Raw genomic sequence first — 19,077 nt, forward strand, 5'->3', positions numbered from 1 at the left:
TCTTCGATGCCGCCGCGCTCGCCGCCGCCGGCGTCGATGCGCGCGGTGATCGCTCTCATCCGGGCCGGTGTCGTGCTCGATCCGCTCGGGCGCTCGGCCGAGGAGCTCGCGCTCGAGCTGAGGGACCGCGACGCGGAGGCCCGCGGCTTCCGCGTGATGCGCGCCTCGTTCGGGCTCGTGCGCAGCGGCAAGCTCGTCGCGATGCTCGCGTGGGAGCTGTCGCACATCGACGAGCCGCTGCCGCCGGAGCTCGCGCGCCTCGCCGACGACGACGAGTTCGCGCACCACATGCGCACGATCGAGCTGCGCTCGGCTCGCATCGAGGGCGAGCGGCGAGCGCTCATGGCGCGGCACGTCCAACGGGCCCTCGACGGCCCGGGCGACACCGCGATGGCCGTGCGCGAGCTCGCGTCGATCGCCGCTGTCGCCCTGCACCTCTCGCGGCGGAGCGTCGAGACCCGGATGCAGGCCGCGTGGCACACCGTCACCGAGCTGCCCGTCGCCCACGAGTCCGCGGCCGCCGGCCGCATGTCGCTCGCGCACCTGCGCGTGATCGAGGACGAGACGCGCGGCCTCCGCGCGAGCGGCGACACCCCTGAGGACGACCGGCGTCGGGTCGAGCGGGAGCTCGTCGCGCTCGCCGAGACCACCTCGCCCGGCCGGCTGCGCGATCGCTCGAAGCGCATCGTCGACTCGGCGCTCACCGAGCCGCTGCAGCAGCGCCACGACGAGGCGAGGGAGCAGCGCGGCGTCCGGTTCGTCGACGTCGGCGACGGCATGGGCGACCTCATCGCGCGCGTGCCGGCAGTGCGCGGCATGGCGATGCTCGACCGGCTCTCGCAGGCCGCCCGGAGCAAGCCGAAGGACGATCCGCGCACGTTCGACCAGTTCCGCGCCGACGCGCTGTGCGAGGTGGTCATGGGCGGCGTCGTGCCCGACGGCGTGCACGGGCTCGACAACCTCACGGCGCACGTCTCGGTGCTCATCCCGGCGACGACGCTCGTCGCCGCCGGCGGCCCCGACGACAACCCGGCACTCGACCCGACCGCGTTGCGGTTCCCCGCGGCGCTCGACGGCCGGGTGCTCGTCGATCCCGAGACCGCGCGGCGGCTCGCGCTCGGCGCCGCGGTGTGGGAGCGGCTCTTCACCGACCCGGTCTCGGGCGTCGCGGTCACGGTCGACTCGCGGCGGCCGAGCGCCGAGCAGGTCCGCTGGCTCCGCGCTCGCGACGGCGGGTGCCGCGCGCCGGGCTGCGCGTGCAGCGGGCGTCGCGCCGACCTCGACCACACGATCGCGTGGGCGCAGGGCGGCCCGACCTCGATCGACAACCTCGCGACGCTGTGCCGCAGCGACCACATGCTCAAGCACGCCTCGCGCTGGAGCATGCGGCAGCTCGACCACGGCGTCGTCGAGTGGACGAGCCCGCTCGGCGAGGTGATCGTCGACGAGCCGCGACCGGTCGGGCCGACGTTCGCCGAGCTCGAGCCCGCGCTGCCGCCGCCGCGAGCGCGATGGGGCGAGCCGCTGCCGCGGCGCGGTCCGCCGGGGCCGTCGCCCGCGCCCGACGCCGAGCCGCCGCCGTTCTGACGCTGAGGAGCGCGGTCAGCCGCGCGATCTAGCATCACCGCATGCCTCCCCGCTCCTCGCGCGCCGATCAAGCCGCCGGTACCGACCGGGGGAGCGTGGGCGACCGCATCCTCGCCGCCGCCCGAGAGTACGGCTGGGAGGAGCTCCGTCCCGGGCAGCGCGAAGCGGTCGAAGCGGCGGTCGAGGGGCACGACGTGCTCGCCGTGATGCCGACGGGGCACGGGAAGTCGGCGATCTACCAGCTCGCCGCGAAGCTCCTCGACGGGCTCACGGTCGTCGTCTCGCCGCTCATCGCGCTGCAGCGCGACCAGGTCGAGCAGCTCGAGGAGCTGGGCGCCGATCCGGCGGTCGCGGTCAACTCCTCGCAGCGCGTCGGCGAGAATCGCGAGGCGTGGGAGGAGCTCGAGGCGGGCGACGCCGAGTTCGTCTTCCTCGCCCCCGAGCAGCTCGCGCGCGACGAGGTGCTCGAGCGGCTGCGCGAACTGCGGCCGTCACTGCTCGTCGTCGACGAGGCGCACTGCGTCTCGGCGTGGGGCCATGACTTCCGGCCCGAGTACCTCCGGCTCGGCCACGTCGTCGAGGCGCTCGGGCACCCGACGACCGTCGCGCTCACCGCGACCGCCGCGCCGCCCGTGCGCGAGGAGATCGTCGAGCGGCTGCGCATGCGCGACCCGCGCGAGGTCGTGCGCGGCTTCGACCGCCCGAACATCTTCCTCGAGGTGCAGCGGCACAGCGACGACGACGCCAAGCGCGACGCGATCGTCGAGCGAGCGATCGCCGAGGCGAAGCCAGGGCTCATCTACGTCGCGACGCGCAAGGACGCCGAGCGCTACGCGGAGGCGCTCGCCGAGGCCGGCGTGCGCGCCGAGGCGTACCACGCCGGGATGTCGCGCGCCGAGCGCGAGCGCGTGCACGACGCCTTCAGCGACGGCAGCGCCGAGGTCGTGGCGGCGACGTCGGCCTTCGGCATGGGCATCGACAAGGCCGACGTGCGCTTCGTGCTGCACGCCGCGCCGCCCGACTCGCTCGACTCGTACTACCAGGAGATCGGCCGCGGCGGCCGCGACGGCGAGCCCGCGCTCGCGGCGCTCTTCCACCGGCAGGAGGACTTCGGAGTCCACCGCTTCCGCACCGGCGGCGGCGCCGACGTCGACATGCTCTCGGCGGTCGCCTCGCGCGTCCGGCGCGCGAAGCAGCCCGTCCCGCCCGAGCGGCTGCGCGAGCGGCTCGACGTGGGCGCGAGCCGGCTCACCTCGGCCGTCAACCTGCTCGAGCAGGCCGGCGCGGTCGAGACGACCGACGACGGCGACCTCGTCTGGCGCGAGGGCACGGTCAAGCCCGCCGTCGAGGAGGCGGCCCGCATCGCCGAGGCGCGCCGCCGCGTCGACCGCTCGCGCGTCGAGATGATGCGCGGCTACGCCGAGACGGGCGGCTGCCGCCGCCGCTTCCTGCTCGGCTACTTCGGCGAGGAGCTGCCCGAGCTGTGCGGCGCGTGCGACACGTGCCGCTCGGGCTCGGCCGAGCGCGTCGAGGATGCGCGCGAGTCGGCGGATGCGTCGACCGAGGCCGCGGGGGACTGGGCCGTCGGGCAGCGCGTGCGGCACGAGTCGTGGGGCGAGGGCGGCGTCGTGAGCGACGACGGCGACCGCATCACCGTGCTCTTCGACGAGGAGGGCTACAAGACGCTCGCCCTCGAGGTCATCGAGCGCTCCGGAGTGCTGCAGCCGCTCTGACGCGACGGCCGTGCCGGTGCCATGATCGACGCATGCCGAACCGGCCAGAGACGCTCGAGCGCATCCTCGCCGCCCTCGACCCGCTGCCGATCCGCCTGCAGTCGATGTTCGGCGAGCATGCCCTCTACTGCGACGACCGCATCTTCGCCTTCGTGTGCGACGACACGCTGCTGCTCAAGCTCGTGCCCGAGGCGGCCGAGCTCACCGAGCCGCTCGCGCGCGGCGAGGCGTACCCGGGCTCGAAGCCCTACGGGATCGTCGAGGTCGATCGGCTCGGCGACGTCGACTGGCTGCACGAGACCGTGCAGACGATCGCGGCGACGCAGGTGCCGAAGCCGCGCAAGCCGTCGGCAGCGCGGAGCGCGAAGCCCGGCCGGTAGCCGTGCAGGATCGCCGCCCGCGCGCGATCTAGGCTTGAGCGCATGACGCGCACTCTCGGCAACTCCGGCATCGAGGTCTCGCCCATCGGGCTCGGCTGCAACAACTTCGGCCGCAAGGGCACGGTCACCGAGGACCAAGCGGGCACCGACGCCGTCATCCACGCCGCGATCGACCACGGCATCACGCTCTTCGACACCGCCGACATCTACGGCAACCCCGCGACGACCTCCGAGTCGCTCATGGGCGTCGCCCTCTCGAAGGCCGGGAGCGCCGCGCGCGACAGGATCGTGCTCGCGACGAAGTGGGGCCACCAGGACTTCGCGATCGAGGGCACCGAGGAGTGGGGCGCGAAGGGCTCGCGCGGCTACATCCGCAAGGCCGTCGAGGCATCGCTGCGCCGCCTGCAGGTCGAGCACATCGACCTCTACCAGCTGCACACGCCCGACCCGGTGACGCCGATCGAGCAGACGGTCGAGGCGCTCGACGAGCTCGTCGCCGAGGGCAAGATCCGCGCCTACGGCCACTCCAACCTCTCGGCCGAGCAGATCCGCGAGGCGGCCGCGGTCGAGACCCCCAACGGCTTCTCGACGGCGCAGGACGAGTACTCGCTCGTCGAGCGCGGTGTCGAGCGCGACGTGCTGCCCGCGGTGCTCGAGGCCGGCCTCGGCTTCCTGCCCTACTTCCCGCTCGCCAACGGGCTCCTGACGGGCAAGTACTCGCAGGAGTCGTCGCCCGCCGACGCGCGCCTGACGCGCCTCAAGCCCCAGCTGCTCGAACAGGCCGACTGGGCGCGGCTCGAGCGCTACGAGGAGGTCGTGCGTGGCACCGGTCGCTCGATGCTCGAGGTGACCTTCCAGTGGCTGCTCGCGCAGCAGGCGGTCACGAGCGTCATCGCCGGCGCCACGAAGCCCGAGCAGGTCGCGCAGAACGCGGCGGCCGGCGAGGGCCGGCTCGACGCCGCGACGGTCGAGGCGATCTCCGAGATCTTCGCCTAGCGCTCAGCGCAGCGCGGCGTAGCCCTGCTCGTCGCGCGCGTTCGAGGCGGCGCGGATCGTGCCGCCCTCGCCCGGTCCGCCCGGCTCGTGCGACGCGAACGAGAGGCGACCGAGCGACCAGGGCCCCGCATCCGTCACCGCGTGCCCGCGCGAGCGCAGGTCGTCGATGACCGCCTCGCCGAGCCGCGACTCGACGTGCAGGCCGCCCGGCTCCCACACGCGCGGCTCGAACGACGACACGAGGTGCGTCAAGTGCCACGAGGGCGCGTCGATCGCTGCTTGCGGGTCGAGGCCGAGCACGCGCATGCCGAGCAGCATCGCGAACTGCCACTGGTCCTGCTGGTCGCCGCCGGGCGTGCCGAGCGCGGCGACCGCACCGTCGTCGTCGACGAGCATCGTCGGCGAGAGGGTCGTGCGGGGGCGGATGCGCGGGGCGAGGCTCGTGGGCAGGCCCTCCTCGAGCCAGAGCATCTGGGCGCGCGTGCCGAGGCAGAAGCCGAGCTCTCCGATCGTGGGGCTCGACTGCAGCCAGCCGCCCGACGGGGTCGCCGAGACGACCATGCCGTCCTTGTCGACGACGTCGATGTGGCACGTGTCGCCGCGCGTGGGCTCGCCCGTGCCGGAGCGGGGCGTGCGGGGCGCCTCCTCGGCGACGCGCACGGCCGCGAGGCGCGGCTCGCCCCGCAGCGCGCCGGGCCGCAGCTCGAGCGAGGCGCGGTCGCCGATGAGCGCGCGGCGCTCGGCGAGGTAGGCGGGGTCGAGGAGGCGCTCGAGGTCGGCGCCGTCGCCGAACCACGCGTCGCGATCGGCGAGTGCGAGCTTCATCGCCTCGGCCGCGACGTGCACGATGTCGGCCGTGAACGCATCCGCCCGCTCGGGCAGGAGCGGCTCGACGATGCCGAGCGCCTCGAGCATCGCGGGGCCCTGCGACCACGCGCCCGCCTTGTGCACGGTGGTGCCGCGCCACGGCATCGACGTCGTCGGCTCCCACGAGGGGCGCCACGCGGCGAGGTCGTCGCCCGTCAGGAGCCCCGCGTGGGCCGCGCCCGAGGAGTCCATCGCCGCGTGCCGCGAGTGCCGGTCGATCGCCTCCGCGACGAAGCCCTCGCTCCAGGCGGCGATCGCCGCGTCGCACGCGGCCTCGCGCGAGAGGCCGCTGCCCGCGTCGGCGAGCCGGCGGTACGTGCCGGCGAGCACGGGATTGCGGATGACGTCCCACGGCTCGGGCGCCGGGTCGGCCCAGAGGTCGGCGGACGCGGGCCAGTGCTCGCGGAAGAACTCGGCCCGGCCCGCGATCGTGCGGGCGACGCGCGGCAGCACCCGGTGGCCGCGCTCGGCGAGCTCGATCGCGTAGGCGAGCACGTCGCCGGGCGTCCACGTGCCGTGGTCGCGCAGCAGCGTGAGCCACGCGGGCACCGCGCCGGGCACGACGGCCGCGAGGAGGCCGGTGCCGGGGATGTGCTCGATGCCCTCGGCGCGCATCCGCTCGATCGTCGCGGCCGCGGGCGTCGGGCCCTGCCCGGCGAGCACGCGCGGCTCCCGGCCGGGCACGCGCACGATCGCGGGCAGGTCGCCGCCGGGGCCGTTGAGGTGCGGCTCGACGACGTGGAGCACGAAGCCGGCCGTCGCGGCCGCGTCGGCCGCGTTGCCGCCGCGCTCGAGCACCGACATGCCGCTCGACGATGCGAGCCAGTGCGTCGAGGCGACGGCTCCGAACGATCCCTGCAGCGGCGGTCGGGTGCGCATCATGCCGACACGGTAGCCGCCTCCTGCCGAGCGGCGGCCGAGGGCGCTGCGTCGAGCACGCGGGCGGCGCTCGCCGCCGGGTCGAGGTCGAGGCGGCGGAGCAGCTGCGCGTTGAGGGCGACGACGATCGTGGAGAGCGACATGAGGAGCGCTCCGACCGACATCGGCAGCACGAAGCCGAAGGGGGCGAGCACGCCGGCCGCGAGCGGCACGGCGAGCAGGTTGTAGCCCGCGGCCCACCACAGGTTCTGCACCATCTTGCGGGCGCTCGCGCGCGAGAGCTCGACGACCGAGAGCACGCTCCGCGGGTCCGAGCTCGCGAGGATCACGTCGGCAGAGGCGATCGCGACGTCGGTGCCGGCGCCGATCGCGAGGCCCACGTCGGCGCGCGCGAGGGCTGGCGCGTCGTTCACGCCGTCGCCGACGAAGGCGACGGCGCGCCCCTCGTCCTGCAGCCGCGCGACCTCGCGCTCCTTGTGCTCGGGGCGCACATTCGCGGCGACGCGGTCGATGCCGAGCTCGCGCGCGACCGAGTGGGCGACCGCGTCGGCGTCGCCCGTGACCATTGCGACCTCGACGCCCAGCCGGTGGAGCGCATCCACCGCTTCCCTCGACTCGGGCCGGATCGCGTCGGCGAGCCGAAGCGCGCCGACGACCTCCCCGTCGACGACGACGTGCAGGATGATCGCGCCCTCCGCGCGCCACGCCTCGACGGCGGGCAGCTCGGCGACCCCTTCCTCCTCGAGCAGATGCGGGCCACCCACGCGCACGCGCGCTCCCTCGACGACGGCCGTGACGCCCACCGCGGGGGAGGAGGAGAAGTCGGATGCGTCGGGCACGTCGAGCGCGGCTCGCTCGGCCGCGCGCACGATCGCGCGGGCGAGCGGGTGCTCGCTCGGCCGCTCCGCCGCCGCGGCAAGCGCGAGCACCCGGTCGGCGTCGCCGTCGACGGCGAGCACGTCGAGCACCGTGGGCTCGCCGGCCGTGAGCGTGCCGGTCTTGTCGAACAGCACGACGTCCACGCGGCGCATGGTCTCGAGCGCGAGCCGATCGGCGACGAGGACGCCGCCGCGCGCGGCGCGCTCGGTCGCGATCGAGACGACGAGCGGGATCGCGAGGCCGAGCGCGTGCGGGCACGCGATCACGAGCACCGTCACCGTGCGCACGATCGCGTCGTCCGGGGCGCCGAGCGCGCTCCACGCGATGGCGGTGATCGCGGCGGCGCCGAGCGCGAACCAGAAGAGCCAGCCCGCAGCCCGGTCGGCGAGCCGCTGCGCCCTCGAGGTCGACGCCTGCGCGTCGGCGACGAGGCGTCGGATGCCCGCGAGCGCCGTGCCCTCGCCGACCGCGTCGACCCGCACGCGCACGCCCGAGTCGGTCGCGACGGTGCCCGCGACGACGCGGTCGCCCGCACCGCGCGCGACCGCGCGCGACTCGCCCGTGATCATCGACTCGTCGAAGCTCGCGCCGCCCTCGACGATCGCGCCGTCGGCCGGCACGCGAGCGCCGGGGCGGACGATCACGACGTCGCGGATGCGGAGCTCGGCCGGGGAGACGCGCTCGATGCCGGTCGGCGTCTCGCGCTCCGCCTCGTCCGGCAGGAGCGCCGCGAGCGAGTCGAGCGCCGACGAGGTCTGCGCGAGCGAGCGCATCTCGAGCCAGTGGCCGAGCAGCATGATGACGACGAGGAGGGCGAGCTCCCACCAGAAGTCGAGGTGGTGGTCGGCGAAGCCGAGCGACGCCGCCCACGAGGCGATGAACGCGGTCGTGAGCGCGAGCGCGATCAGCAGCATCATCCCCGGTCGGCGCGAGCGCAGCTCGTCGACCGCGCCGGTCAGGAAGGGCCGGCTGCCCACGACGAACATGGCGGTGCCGAGCGCGGGGGAGACCCAGCGCAGCCCGGGCGCGTCCGGGAGGGCGTACCCGACGATCGACGCGAACATGCCACTCAGCAGCACCGTCGGGATCGCGAGCGCGAGCATCCACCAGAACAGGCGCCGGTAGAGGGCGACGTGGTCGCCGTGGCCGGCATGGCTGCCGTGACCGGCGTGACCGGCGTGACCGGCGTGTCCGGTGTGGTCGCCGTGATCGCGGTGCTCGGCGTGCTGCGGGTGCTGGGCGTGCGCCGCGTGCTCGTGCTGGGCATGCGCCGCGTGCTCGTGCTGGTGGTGCGCGGCGTGCTGATGCTGGTGGCGCTCGTGCGGCTGCGGCGCGCCCCCGTGCTCGTGCCTCGTGCTCGTCTCGTCGAGTCCAGCTCATGCTGCGAACCCATACCCCCTGGGGGTATGTGGCAAGGTGCGCTCGCCGCGGCTCTCCACAGGTCCGCGGGGAACGCTCTCGGCCCGACGGCGCGATGCCGCACCCTGCGCGCATGGAGACCGTCAAGATCCGCACCCCGCAGTCGCTGCTGCGCATGCTGCCCCGACTCGTCGGGCACACGGAGGCGCCGTCGCTCGTCGCCCTGCCCTTCTCGCGCGGCCGCTCGGGCATGCCCATGGCGCTCGACCTGCCCGACCGCCGCTCGGCCGCGCCGATCGCCCACGCGGTGCGCCGAGGCGCGCGCGGGGCCGACGCGGTCGTGCTCGTCGCGTGCCTCGCGCAGCCGCTCGGTGCCGGCCGGCTGCCGCTCGCCGACGAGCTCGGGCACGTCGCCCGACGGCTCGAGCGGGCGGGCATGCGCGTGCTCGAGGTGCTCGCGCTCGCGCCCGACGCGTGGGGCGACTACTCGGCGCCCGCGGGCGCGCGCGGCCCGCTCGCGGAGCTCGAGCTGCTCGACGATCCCGCGCCGGGCGTGCCCGAGCCGCCGCCCATCCCTGCCGTGCCGGAGGGCCGGGGGAGCGCCGCGGCGCTCGAGGTCGCCGCGTGGCTCGGCGAGCTGCAGGGCGGCGACGTCGCCGCGGCGCGCGACGACCCGATCGCGGCGCTCGAGCTCGCCGTCTCGCTCGCCGATCGGCTCGACGATGGGCCGGGCGTGCTCGGCGTCGACCCGGCGAAGGCGGCGGCGCTCGCGATCGCGCTCGTGGCGAGCCCCGCGCAGCGCGACCTCGCGATCGAGCTCGCGATCGACGGCAGGGCCGCCGCCGAGCGCACGCTCGACGCCATCGAGGGCGACGCCGCGACCGAGGCGGCCGCCAATCGCTTCCTCGGCGTGGGGCCGGCGCCCGACGCCGAGCGGCTCCGCGACCGGCTGCGCCGATGGACGGCGATCGCCGAGGCGACCCCGCTCGAGCTGCGCGCACCGCTGCTCGTCATCGTCGGCTTCCTGCACTTCTTCCTCGGCCGTGGCCGATCCGCGGGGCGGTGCGCGGAGCTCGCGATGGCGATCGACCCCGCGCTCACCATGGCCCCGCTGCTGCGCGACATCGTCGACGCGAAGGGGGCGCCGGACTGGGTGCTCGGAACCGGCATCGAGGTCGGCGCACGCCCAGCGACCGAGGAGTAGCGTCTGGCCATGGCGGCAGAGCGAGTGCACGACGTGCTGGTGGTCGGCGGGGGCAACGGCGGCCTCTCGGCCGCGGCCCACCTGCGTCGCCGGGGATGCCCCGACGTCGGGCTCATCGAGCCCTCTGAGCGCCACGTCTACAAGCCGCTGCAGAACTACGTCGGCACGGGCCTCGCGAGCGACGACGAGCTGTCGAGGCCCCAGGCGTCGCTCATCCCCGAGGGCGTCGAGTGGCATCGCACCGCGGCCGTCGCGATCGACCCCAAGCGTCGCGAGGTGCGCTGCGCCGACGGCTCCGTCGTCCGCGGCCGCGACCTCATCGTCGCGACCGGCGCGGTCATCGACTGGAGTCTGCTGCCCGGCGCGACGGAGGCGCTCGCGAGCGGCCTCGCCGTCACGACCTACGTCGACACCGAGCTCGCCCGCACTCGCGAGCGCATCGCGGGCTTCACCTCGGGCCGCGCGATCTTCGAGCTGCGCGGGCAGCCGGTCTCGGGGCGTGAGACCGCCCTCAAGCCGCTCTTCATCGCGTGCGACGCGTGGCGCGCGAACGGCGCGCTCGACGCGATCGAGGTCATCCTCGTGCACGACGGCGACCGCCTGCACCCCGTCGACGCGATCGCGGCCGAGATCCGCCGCCACCTCGACCGCTACGGCATCGAGGCGCGGCCCTCCACCCACGTCGTCACGCTGCGCGGTGACGAGGTCGACCTCGCGGGGCCGCGCGGCACGATCCCCGAGCGGGCCGACCTCGTCCACCTCCACCCGCCCTACCGCGCGCCGGAGGTCATCCGGGAGTCGGGCCTCGACGCCGACGGCACCGGAGGGTTCGCCGCCGTCGACCCCGAGACGCTCCGCCACCCGACGCATCCGCGCGTGTGGGTCGTCGGCGACGCGGGCGACCTCGGCGACGCCCGCACGGGCGGCGCCCTCCGCGAGCAGGTGAAGATCGCGGTCGAGAACATCCGCCGCTCGCGAGCCGGCGAGCCGCTCGAGCGCTACGACGGCTACACCGTCGCGCCGATCGCCACGTCGCGGCGGAGCCTCTCGTTCGGGGAGTACGACCGCGAGCTGCGCCCGCGCCACTCGCTGCCCCTGCCGGCGCGCGGCCAGATCCGCTCGAGCCCGCTCTGGTACGCGCTCGACCGGCACGCGCTCCCGCAGATCTACTGGAACCGCATCCTCAAGGGCCGCTTGTGACGGCACCGGGCCCCGAGCCGCTGAGCGCCGGGTGCGAGGAGCGGGCGCGCGGCGTGGGAGACTGGAGGACGTGACCCACATCGGAGCGGCGAGCGGCGAGCACGCGACACAGGGCCCGGAGGCCCAGCAGTTCGCGGTGCGCTGGGCAGGCATGACCGACACCGGCTTCCGCCGCCAGCACAACGAGGACTCGCTCATCACGCAGCCGCCGGTCTTCGCGGTCGCCGACGGGATGGGCGGCCACTCGCACGGCGACCTCGCGAGCAAGGCGGTCGTCGAGCGGCTCGCCGACCTGCACGAGCTCGCGGCCGTCGAGCCGATCGATGTCGTCGACGCGCTCCGCCGCGCGACCGACGAGATCGAGCTCCTCGGCGTCGGCGAGGGCTCCGCGGGCACGACCGTCACCGGCTGCGCGTTCGCGCTGCACGAGGGCGCGCCGCACTTCGCGGTCTTCAACGTCGGCGACTCGCGCACCTACGCGATGCTCGGCGAGCGCCTCACGCGCATCACGGTCGACCACTCCGTCGTGCAGGAGCTCATCGACGCGGGCCTGCTCACCGAGGAGGAGGCCGAGACGCACCCCGAGGCGAACGTCGTCACTCGCGGCGTCGGCGCCGGCATCGACCCCGTGCCCGACTACTTCCTGCTGCCGATCATGCCGCAGCTCCGCCTCCTGGTGTGCTCCGACGGCCTCACGAAGGAAGTGCACGACGTCGACATCGAGCGCTTGCTGTGGGAGCACGACGACCCGGCGGCCGCCGCCCAGGCCCTCGTCGCCGCCGCCCTCGACTCGGGCGGGCGCGACAACGTCTCGGTGATCGTCATCGACGTGACGCGCGCGCCGAGCGTCGACGACGTCGACCGGACCGTGCCGCGCACGACGCTCCGCGACGAGGAGCCGCGGCGGTCCTGATGGCCAGGCGGCTCCCCTCCGCGCCGCCGGTGCTGCCCGGCTACTCGCACCTCCACGTGCTCGGCACGGGCGGGTACGCCGACGTCTTCCTCTACGAGCAATCGCTGCCTCGGCGACCCGTCGCGGTCAAGGTGCTCCTCGCGGAGCTCGTCGACGAGGACGTGCGCCGTTCCTTCCGCACCGAGGTCAACCTCATGGGGCGACTCTCGTCGCACCCGAGCATCCTCACCGTCTACGGCGCCTCGGTCGCGAGCGACGGCCGCCCCTACCTCGTGATGGAGCTCGCGAACCCCGAGCTCGGCGAGCGATTCCGCACCGAGCCGCTCGCGCCCGAGGCCGCGCTGCGGGTCGCGATCCGCATCGGCGCCGCGGTCGAGACCGCGCATCGCGCGGGGGTGCTGCACCGCGACATCAAGCCGGCGAACATCCTCACGACCTCGTTCGGGCACCCCGTGCTGAGCGACTTCGGCATCGCCGGCCTCCAGCACGACGCGAGCGAGGCCGCGGGTGTCTCGGTGCCGTGGGCGGCGCCCGAGGTGCTGCGCGGCGAGACGGGCGGCACGATCGCGACCGAGGTGTGGTCGCTCGCCGCGACCCTCTTCTCGCTCATCGCGGGCCGCACCCCCGCCGAGCAGCCCGGCCGCGCCAACGACCACGCCGCGCTCTCGGAGCGCATCATCGCCCACGACCTGCTGCCCTCGCGCGCGATCCCCGCGGCGCTCCGACCCGTGCTCGACAAGGCGCTCGCCGCCCGGCCGGGCGACCGCCACGCGAGCGTCGAGGAGCTGCTGGGCGAGCTGCAGCGCGTGCAGCGCGAGCTCGGCTTCGAGGTGACGCCGATCGAGGTCGAGGTCGACGCGTGGGCCGCCGAGCCGATCGTCGACGATGACGTCGAGGAGGACTCGGATGCGCTGCGGCTGCGGCAGCGACGCTCTCGTCGCGCTCCCGGCATCACGGGCAGCCGCGTCGACATCTCGCAGTCGACCGGCCGACGCCAGCCGCCGAAGCCCAAGCGCTTCGTGATCGGGCTCGGCATCGCCGCCGCGAGCGCCGTCGTGCTCGGCATCATCACCGTCGCGGCATTCGCGCTCTCGAGCGTCTCGTCGCAGATCCCGATCGTGCAGGACATCGCGGTGAGCCCCGAGCAGGGCCGGGTCGCGTTCGCGTGGGAGGACCCCGGCCTCGTCGACACCGACACGTACCACGTGCGCACCTCGACGGGCGATGCCGTCATCCAGGGCGGCCGCGAGTTCACGCTCACGGGCGCCGCGGGCGAGCGGCTCTGCATCTGGGTCGCCGTGAACCGCGACGGGTCGACGGGCGAGCCGAGCGAGGCGTGCGGGGAGCCGCTGCCGTGAGGGCGCGGCGATGACGGAGCCGGCGTGAAGGCGCGGGCCGGCCTCGTCCTCGGCGGGCTGCTCACCGCCGGGATCGTCGCGGGCGCCGTGCTCGCGCCGGGCTACCAGGCGCTCGAGCCCGAGCTCGACGGCTCGAGCGTGTGGATCGCGAACGCTAGCGCCGGCGCGATCGGCCTCGCGAACACCGCCAACAGCACGATCGAGCGCACGGTGCAGGTCGGCGGGGTCGACGAGGTGCTGCAGACGCCGTCGGGCACCGTCGTCGTCGACCGCAGCGCGTCGACCGTGCGCGTCGTGCGCGAGGGCGCGGCGCAGGCCGGCCCCGCCGTGCCGATCGTCGCGGGCGCGGTCGTCGCCGCGCGCGACGACCGCGTCGTCATCACCTCGCCCGCGACGGGCGACGTGTGGCGCACGACCACGGGTGCGATCGCCGAGGGCACGCCCCTCGACGAGCCGGTCGTCGCGCTCGGCCGCGGCGGCGTCGCCGTGCTCGGCGAGGAGAGCCTGCTCGCCGCCTCCCCGGGCCTCGGCCGCGTGCTGCGCGTCGACGACGAGGGCGAGACGGTCGCGAGCGAGCGCGCCCCCGTCTCGCCCGCCGCGCCCGACCTGCAGCTCACCGCGCTCGGCGACGAGTGGGTGCTCTACGACGCGGGCTCCGGCGTGCTCTCGACGAGCTCGTGGCAGCGCTCCGTCGACGAGACGGGCGTGCGGCTCCAGGAACCGGGGCCAGCCGCATCCGCCGTGCTCTACGCGACCGACTCCGCGCTCGTGCGCCAGCAGCTCGGCGTGCCCGCCGCGACGACGCTCGCCTCGGGCGCGAGCGGCGAGCCCGCGAGGCCGGTCGTGGGCGACGGATGCGCCTTCGCGGCGTGGCAGGGCGGCACCGGCTGGCGATCGTGCGAGGGCGAGGAGCCCGTCGTCCTCGCGCTGCAGGGCGTGCCGCTCGACGCGAGCCTGCGGATCCTGCAGCGCGGGAGCGCGACCGCGGTGACGGACGTCGGTTCGGGCGACGCGTGGGCGATCGACCGCGACGGGCGCCGCATCACGGGCTGGCAGCTCGAGGACGACGAGCCCGCACCCGAGGCGCCGGTCGACGGTGAGGCCGTCGAGGAGACCGTCGAGGCCGCGCCCGAGCCGCCCGTCGCGGTGGACGACGAGCTCGGGGCGCGCGCCGGCGCGGTGACGGTGCTCCCGGTGCTGCTCAACGACAGCGATGCGAACGGTGACCCCATCCTCATCACCGACGTCGCGCTCGACCGGGACGACGCATCCGCCACCATCACCCCCGACGGGCGCGGCATCCGCTTCGAGGCGCCCGCGGCGGGCGTGACGCGCGTCGACTACCGCATCTCGGACGGCGCCGAGAGCGATCGCGCGGTCGCGACGGTGACGCTGCGGGAGGGCAACGAGCCGCCCGTGCTCGAGCGACCCGTGCGCGCGACGCTCGAGGCGGGCTCGACGATCGCCCTCGACGCGCTCGACGGCTGGGTCGATCCCGAGGGCGACGCGCTCGCGGTCGTCCGCGCCGAGGCAGCCGCCCCCGACCGCGTGAGCGTGCGCTCCGACGGTCGGCTCGAGTTCACCGACGGCGGCTCGGGCACCGAGCGGCGGGTGCTCGTGACGGTCACCGACGGCCAGGCGGAGGCGACCGAGGAGATCGTGCTGACCGTGCACGCCGGCGCCGTGCCGATCTCGGCGCAGCCCGTCACGGCCGTGACGCGCGTCGGCCAGCAGCTCGTGCTCGAGCCGCTGCTCGCCGCCCAGGGCGGCGCGGGTGAGCTGAGCCTCCACAACGTCGTCGCGCCGAACTACCCGGTCGACCCGAGCTTCGCCGACGGCACGATCCTCGTGCGCCCGACCGACGCGGGCCTCATGCGCTTCTCCTACGTCGTCACGGACGGCACCGCGACGCAGGAGGGGCGCGTCGTCGTCCGGGTGCTCGATGCCGCGGACGCGTCGAGCCCGCCCACGACGATGCCGGTGCGCGCGGCGCTCCCGGCGGCCGGCACGGTCGAGCTCGACATCGACGAGCTCGCCCTCGACCCTTCGGGCGGCGTCGTCGCGCTCACCGCGGTCGCGAGCGACGACACCGCTGTGCGCGCGGAGGTCGTCGACGCCGAGCAGCTGCGGCTCACGCTCACCGACGAGCTCGCGCAGCAGACGACCGTGCGATACACCGTCACGAACGGCGTGCAGAGCGCCGAGGGCGAGCTGCGCGTGTCCGCGAGCGGCTCGGCCGCGCTGCAGGCGCCCATCGCTCGCGACGACGAGGTGACCGTGCGCCCCGGCGGGCTCGTCGAGATCCCGGTGCTCGTCAACGACGAGCAGCCCGACCGGCTCCCGCTCGAGCTCGATCCCGCGATCGTCGCGCCGCCCGAGGCCGGCCTGCTGTTCGTCGACGGCGACCGGATGCGGTTCGTCGCCCCCGACGAGCCCGGCACCTTCACGGCCGACTACGCCGTGCGCGGACCGGACGGCCAGTCGTCGACGGCCGGCATCACGATGCAGGTCGCCGAGGCGGCGCGCACGACGAACGCGGCGCCCGCCGCGCCGCCGATCGAGGCGCGGGTCGTCGCCGGCGCGACCGTCGACCTCGCGCTGCCGCTCTCGAACGCCGACCCGAACGGCGATCCCGTGCAGCTGCTCGGCCCCTCGACCGCGCCGACGCTCGGCTTCGTCACGCAGCTCGGGCGCTCGACCCTGCGCTACCAGGCGGGGGACTACTCGCGCGGCACCGACGAGTTCCGCTACCGCGTCACCGACGACCTCGGCGCGACCGGGGAGGGCGTCGTGCGGGTCATCGTCGTCGAGCCGGGGCCCGCGTTGCCGCCCGTCCTCGGCGCCGACTCGGCCGCGATGCGCCCCGACTCCACGCTCGTCGTGCCCGTGCTCGACAACGACCGCGACCCCGCGGGGCTCCCGCTCGAGATCGTCGACGTCGAGACCGCCTCGCCGGGCGCGACCGCGTCGATCCGCGACGGCGCCGTGCTCGTCTCGGCCGCGCCCGACGCATCCGACATCGGCATCGTCGTCACGGTCGAGAACTCCGCCGGCACCGCCGCGGCGAGCTGGCTGCGCATCGACGTCGACCCGGACGCGCCGCCGCCCGCGCCCGACGTCACCGACGTGCAGGTGCCCATCCAATCGATCGCCTCGGCGGAGGCGGTGCGCATCGACCCGCTCGCGCAGGCCACTGTGCGCGACGGCCGCGCCGACGCGCTGCGCGCGAGCCTCCCGCTGCCCGCCGAGGGCGTGGCGCTGCGCGACGACGGCTCGATCGAGATCGCGATCGCCGACCGCACGCGCTTCGTGCCGTTCACGGTCGAGCGCGACGACGCCGAGGGCGCGAGCGCGACGGCCGTCATCGCGGTGCCCGGGCGGGACGACGCGCTCCCGCAGCTCAAGCCCGGCGTCGCGCCGCTCGAGGCGCGCGCGGGGGAGACGCTCGAGATCGCGATCGACGACGTCGTCGACACGGTGGACGGCGACGGCGCGATGCTCACCGACGCGAGCGCCGTGCGCGCCGCGCCGACCGACGGCTCGAACCCCGTGATCGACGAGAAGACGCTGCGGTTCGTGCCCCAGCCTGGCTACTTCGGCCCGGCGAGCATCACGTTCGAGGTCACCGACGGTGAGAGCCCCACCGACCCCGACGGCAGGGTCGGCACGATCGTGCTGCCGATCGAGGTGCTGCCGGGCGATCGCGTGCCGCTCACGGTGCTCGGCTCCTTCGTGCAGCTCGAGCCCGGCACCGAGCGCTCGATCGACCTCGCCCGCATCACGCGCGCGCCCGATCCCGCCCGGATCGCGAGCGCCTCGTGGTCGATCCTCGACGACGTGCCCGCGGGCTTCCAAGCCGTGATCGACGGCTCGACCCTCACGGTGCGAGCGCTCGACCGCACCGACCGCGGCACGCGCGCCGACCTCCGCATCGGCGTGCGCGACGCCGCGGGCGAGGGCGTGCCCGGCACCGTCTCGCTCGCCGTCATCTCCACGACCGCGCCGCTCGTCGCACCCGAGCCCGATGCCGTGACCGTGCAGCGCGGCTCGAGCGCCGAGGTGCAGCCGCTCGTCAACGACGAGGCGTCGAACCCGTTCCCCTCGACGCCGCTGCGGATCGGCGGCCTGCGCGTCACGGGCGCCGAGGAGCGCGGCATCACCGCGGTCGTCGACGGCTCGACGGTGCGCGTCTCGGCCTCGGCGACCGCGGCGATCGGCACGACGATCGTGCAGGTGCTCGTGCTCGACGCGGCGGGCGTGCCGGAGCGCGGCGTGTGGAGCCCCATCGCGGTGACGGTGCAGGACGTGCCGGATGCGCCCGCGCCCCCCGTGCAGGCGTTCGACGAGCACGTCGACGGGGTCGTGACGATGGCGATCGACCCGCCCGCGAGCAACGGCAGCCCCATCACGGGCTACCGCATCGTCGGCAGCGGCGTCGACGTCGCGTGCGGACCGACGCCCCGCTGCCGCCTCGAGGGCCTCCCGGCGGGCGTCGACCTGCGGCTGCAGGCGATCGCGACGAACGCGCTCGGCGACAGCCTCCCCTCCGACCCGTCGGAGCCCGTGCACGCCGATCGGCTGCCCGCGGTCGTGCCGGGCGTCCAGGCGACGCCCGCGAGCGCACCGGGCTCCGTGCGCGTCGTCTGGCAGGGCGTGCCGCAGCCGCCGGGCGGCACCCCCATCGAGGCCTACCTCGTGCGCGTCTCGGGATCGGGGCTCGACCAGCTCGTGCGCGTCGGCCCCGCCGAGCGGCAGAGCGTCATCTCGGGGCTCACGCCCGGCCGCGCGTACTCGATCGAGGTGGCGGCCGCGAACCGCGCGGGCGTGCCCGACACCGCGTGGCGCTGGCCCGCAGCGCCGGTGCCGTTCACGGCCGTCGGCCTGCCGGGCACGACGCCCGTGCTCGTGACGGGCCACGACGGCGGGAGCGTCACCGTGCGGTGGGCGGCGGTCGACCCCGCGGGCGCGGCCGCCGTGCGCTACGCCGCTCGCGTCGTGCCCGTCGGGGAGCGGCCCTCGTGCTCGAGCGCGGGCGGCGGCAGCCCCGCCGGCTCCTCGGCCCTCTCGGCGACGCTCCCGGTCGCGGCCGGGTCCCGCTCGGTCGTCGCCGTCACCGCCGACAACGGCTGGCACTGCTCGGTCTCCGTCTCGGATCCCGTCTTCGGCACGCCCGCGCCCGTCGACGCATCCGCCGTCGCCGTCGCCACCGAGGTGCGCGAGGACGCCCTCGACGCGAGGCTCGAGCGGGCACCGACGCTCGCGAGCGGCACGTGGCTCGAGGCGCGCGTCGCGGGCGGCCCGTGGCAGCGGGCGCAAGCGGGCACGTGGCTCACGCCCTCGAGCGCCGCGTTCCAGTACGGCGAGCAGGTCGGCGTCGACGTGCGCGCGTGCGCGCCGGGCGCGACCCAGGGCGTGTGCTCGGCGGCGACGACCGTCGGCCAGGTCGTGCCGCTGCGGCTGCGCGCGACGATCGAGGCCTGCCGGCCGCTCGTGCCGCTCGAGGCGAGCGTCGAGGGCAACGCGTCGCCGCTCGCGCAGGACGAGGTCTTCGCGAGCTACCTCGTCGGCGGCTCGTGGACGAGCGAGCGGCCCGCGACCCAAGCGGTGCCCGCGGGGGCGACGCGAGTGCGCGCGTGGGGCCAAGTAACCTATCCGGAGTCCGGGCCCCACAGGGATCCGTCGCCGACCGAGGCGGGATGCGGGCTGTGACCGACAGGGAGGA

11 protein-coding genes are annotated in these 19,077 nt (G+C 75.4%); 9 read left to right on the forward strand and 2 right to left on the reverse strand.

What is annotated here, in order from left to right:
• The first annotated feature begins 45 nt into the window (after positions 1-45).
• The 4 genes from L332_RS29535 to L332_RS25585 are packed head-to-tail and all read left to right on the forward strand — an operon-like array spanning position 46 to position 4,696.
• The gene (locus L332_RS29535; RefSeq protein WP_158316725.1) at positions 46-1,587 is read left to right on the forward strand and encodes an HNH endonuclease signature motif containing protein; all 1,542 of its coding nucleotides are present in this window, start codon (positions 46-48) and stop codon (positions 1,585-1,587) included.
• 41 nt (positions 1,588-1,628) lie between these two features.
• A complete protein-coding gene (locus L332_RS25575; protein ID WP_021065076.1) occupies positions 1,629-3,320 on the forward strand; it encodes a RecQ family ATP-dependent DNA helicase in 1,692 nt (563 codons plus the stop codon).
• Positions 3,321-3,352: 32 nt separating this feature from the next.
• Positions 3,353-3,700, forward strand: coding sequence for a TfoX/Sxy family protein (locus tag L332_RS25580; protein ID WP_021011165.1), 348 nt, complete (start codon positions 3,353-3,355; stop codon positions 3,698-3,700).
• A gap of 42 nt (positions 3,701-3,742) precedes the next feature.
• Positions 3,743-4,696: an aldo/keto reductase gene (locus L332_RS25585; protein ID WP_021011166.1), complete on the forward strand. Its 954-nt coding sequence runs from the start codon at positions 3,743-3,745 to the stop codon at positions 4,694-4,696.
• Between the two features lie 3 nt (positions 4,697-4,699).
• Here L332_RS25585 and L332_RS25590 read toward each other — a convergent pair whose 3' ends face one another.
• Together L332_RS25590 and L332_RS25595 are read right to left on the reverse strand one after the other, a co-directional pair.
• On the reverse strand, positions 4,700-6,445 hold the full coding sequence (locus tag L332_RS25590; RefSeq protein ID WP_021011167.1) for a gamma-glutamyltransferase family protein: 1,746 nt from the start codon (positions 6,443-6,445) through the stop codon (positions 4,700-4,702).
• Complete coding sequence (locus tag L332_RS25595) at positions 6,442-8,424, reverse strand: heavy metal translocating P-type ATPase (protein WP_021011168.1); 1,983 nt, start codon at positions 8,422-8,424, stop codon at positions 6,442-6,444. The genes L332_RS25590 and L332_RS25595 overlap by 4 nt, the downstream gene beginning before the upstream one ends.
• A 389-nt stretch (positions 8,425-8,813) precedes the next feature.
• Here L332_RS25595 and L332_RS25600 point away from each other — a divergent pair, with 389 nt between their 5' ends.
• The 5 genes from L332_RS25600 to L332_RS25620 all read left to right on the forward strand — a co-directional run bounded on the left by L332_RS25600 (position 8,814) and on the right by L332_RS25620 (position 19,064).
• Positions 8,814-9,884: a DUF4192 family protein gene (locus L332_RS25600; RefSeq protein ID WP_021011169.1), complete on the forward strand. Its 1,071-nt coding sequence runs from the start codon at positions 8,814-8,816 to the stop codon at positions 9,882-9,884.
• 9 nt (positions 9,885-9,893) lie between these two features.
• Positions 9,894-11,084 carry an NAD(P)/FAD-dependent oxidoreductase gene (locus tag L332_RS25605; RefSeq protein ID WP_021011170.1) on the forward strand — a complete coding sequence of 397 codons (1,191 nt, stop codon included), beginning with the start codon at positions 9,894-9,896 and terminating at the stop codon, positions 11,082-11,084.
• Between the two features lie 70 nt (positions 11,085-11,154).
• Positions 11,155-11,997 carry a PP2C family protein-serine/threonine phosphatase gene (locus L332_RS25610; RefSeq protein WP_021011171.1) on the forward strand — a complete coding sequence of 281 codons (843 nt, stop codon included), beginning with the start codon at positions 11,155-11,157 and terminating at the stop codon, positions 11,995-11,997.
• Complete coding sequence (locus L332_RS25615) at positions 11,997-13,355, forward strand: serine/threonine-protein kinase (protein ID WP_021011172.1); 1,359 nt, start codon at positions 11,997-11,999, stop codon at positions 13,353-13,355. The genes L332_RS25610 and L332_RS25615 overlap by 1 nt, the downstream gene beginning before the upstream one ends.
• 24 nt (positions 13,356-13,379) lie before the next feature.
• The gene (locus L332_RS25620; protein ID WP_021011173.1) at positions 13,380-19,064 is read left to right on the forward strand and encodes an Ig-like domain-containing protein; all 5,685 of its coding nucleotides are present in this window, start codon (positions 13,380-13,382) and stop codon (positions 19,062-19,064) included.
• Positions 19,065-19,077: the final 13 nt, after the last annotated feature.

The organism is Agrococcus pavilionensis RW1, assembly GCF_000400485.1.
In the GTDB taxonomy this organism is placed as follows: domain Bacteria; phylum Actinomycetota; class Actinomycetes; order Actinomycetales; family Microbacteriaceae; genus Agrococcus; species Agrococcus pavilionensis.

Bases quoted from the DNA above. Each gene is read 5' to 3' on its own strand.
- L332_RS25575 (WP_021065076.1), top strand. From the start codon at position 1,629: ATGCCTCCCCGCTCCTCGCGCGCCGATCAAGCCGCCGGTACCGACCGG.
- L332_RS25580 (WP_021011165.1), top strand. From the start codon at position 3,353: ATGCCGAACCGGCCAGAGACGCTCGAGCGCATCCTCGCCGCCCTCGAC.
- L332_RS25585 (WP_021011166.1), top strand. From the start codon at position 3,743: ATGACGCGCACTCTCGGCAACTCCGGCATCGAGGTCTCGCCCATCGGG.
- L332_RS25590 (WP_021011167.1), bottom strand. From the start codon at position 6,445: ATGATGCGCACCCGACCGCCGCTGCAGGGATCGTTCGGAGCCGTCGCC.
- L332_RS25595 (WP_021011168.1), bottom strand. From the start codon at position 8,424: ATGCTCGCGCTCGCGATCCCGACGGTGCTGCTGAGTGGCATGTTCGCG.
- L332_RS25600 (WP_021011169.1), top strand. From the start codon at position 8,814: ATGGAGACCGTCAAGATCCGCACCCCGCAGTCGCTGCTGCGCATGCTG.
- L332_RS25605 (WP_021011170.1), top strand. From the start codon at position 9,894: ATGGCGGCAGAGCGAGTGCACGACGTGCTGGTGGTCGGCGGGGGCAAC.
- L332_RS25615 (WP_021011172.1), top strand. From the start codon at position 11,997: ATGGCCAGGCGGCTCCCCTCCGCGCCGCCGGTGCTGCCCGGCTACTCG.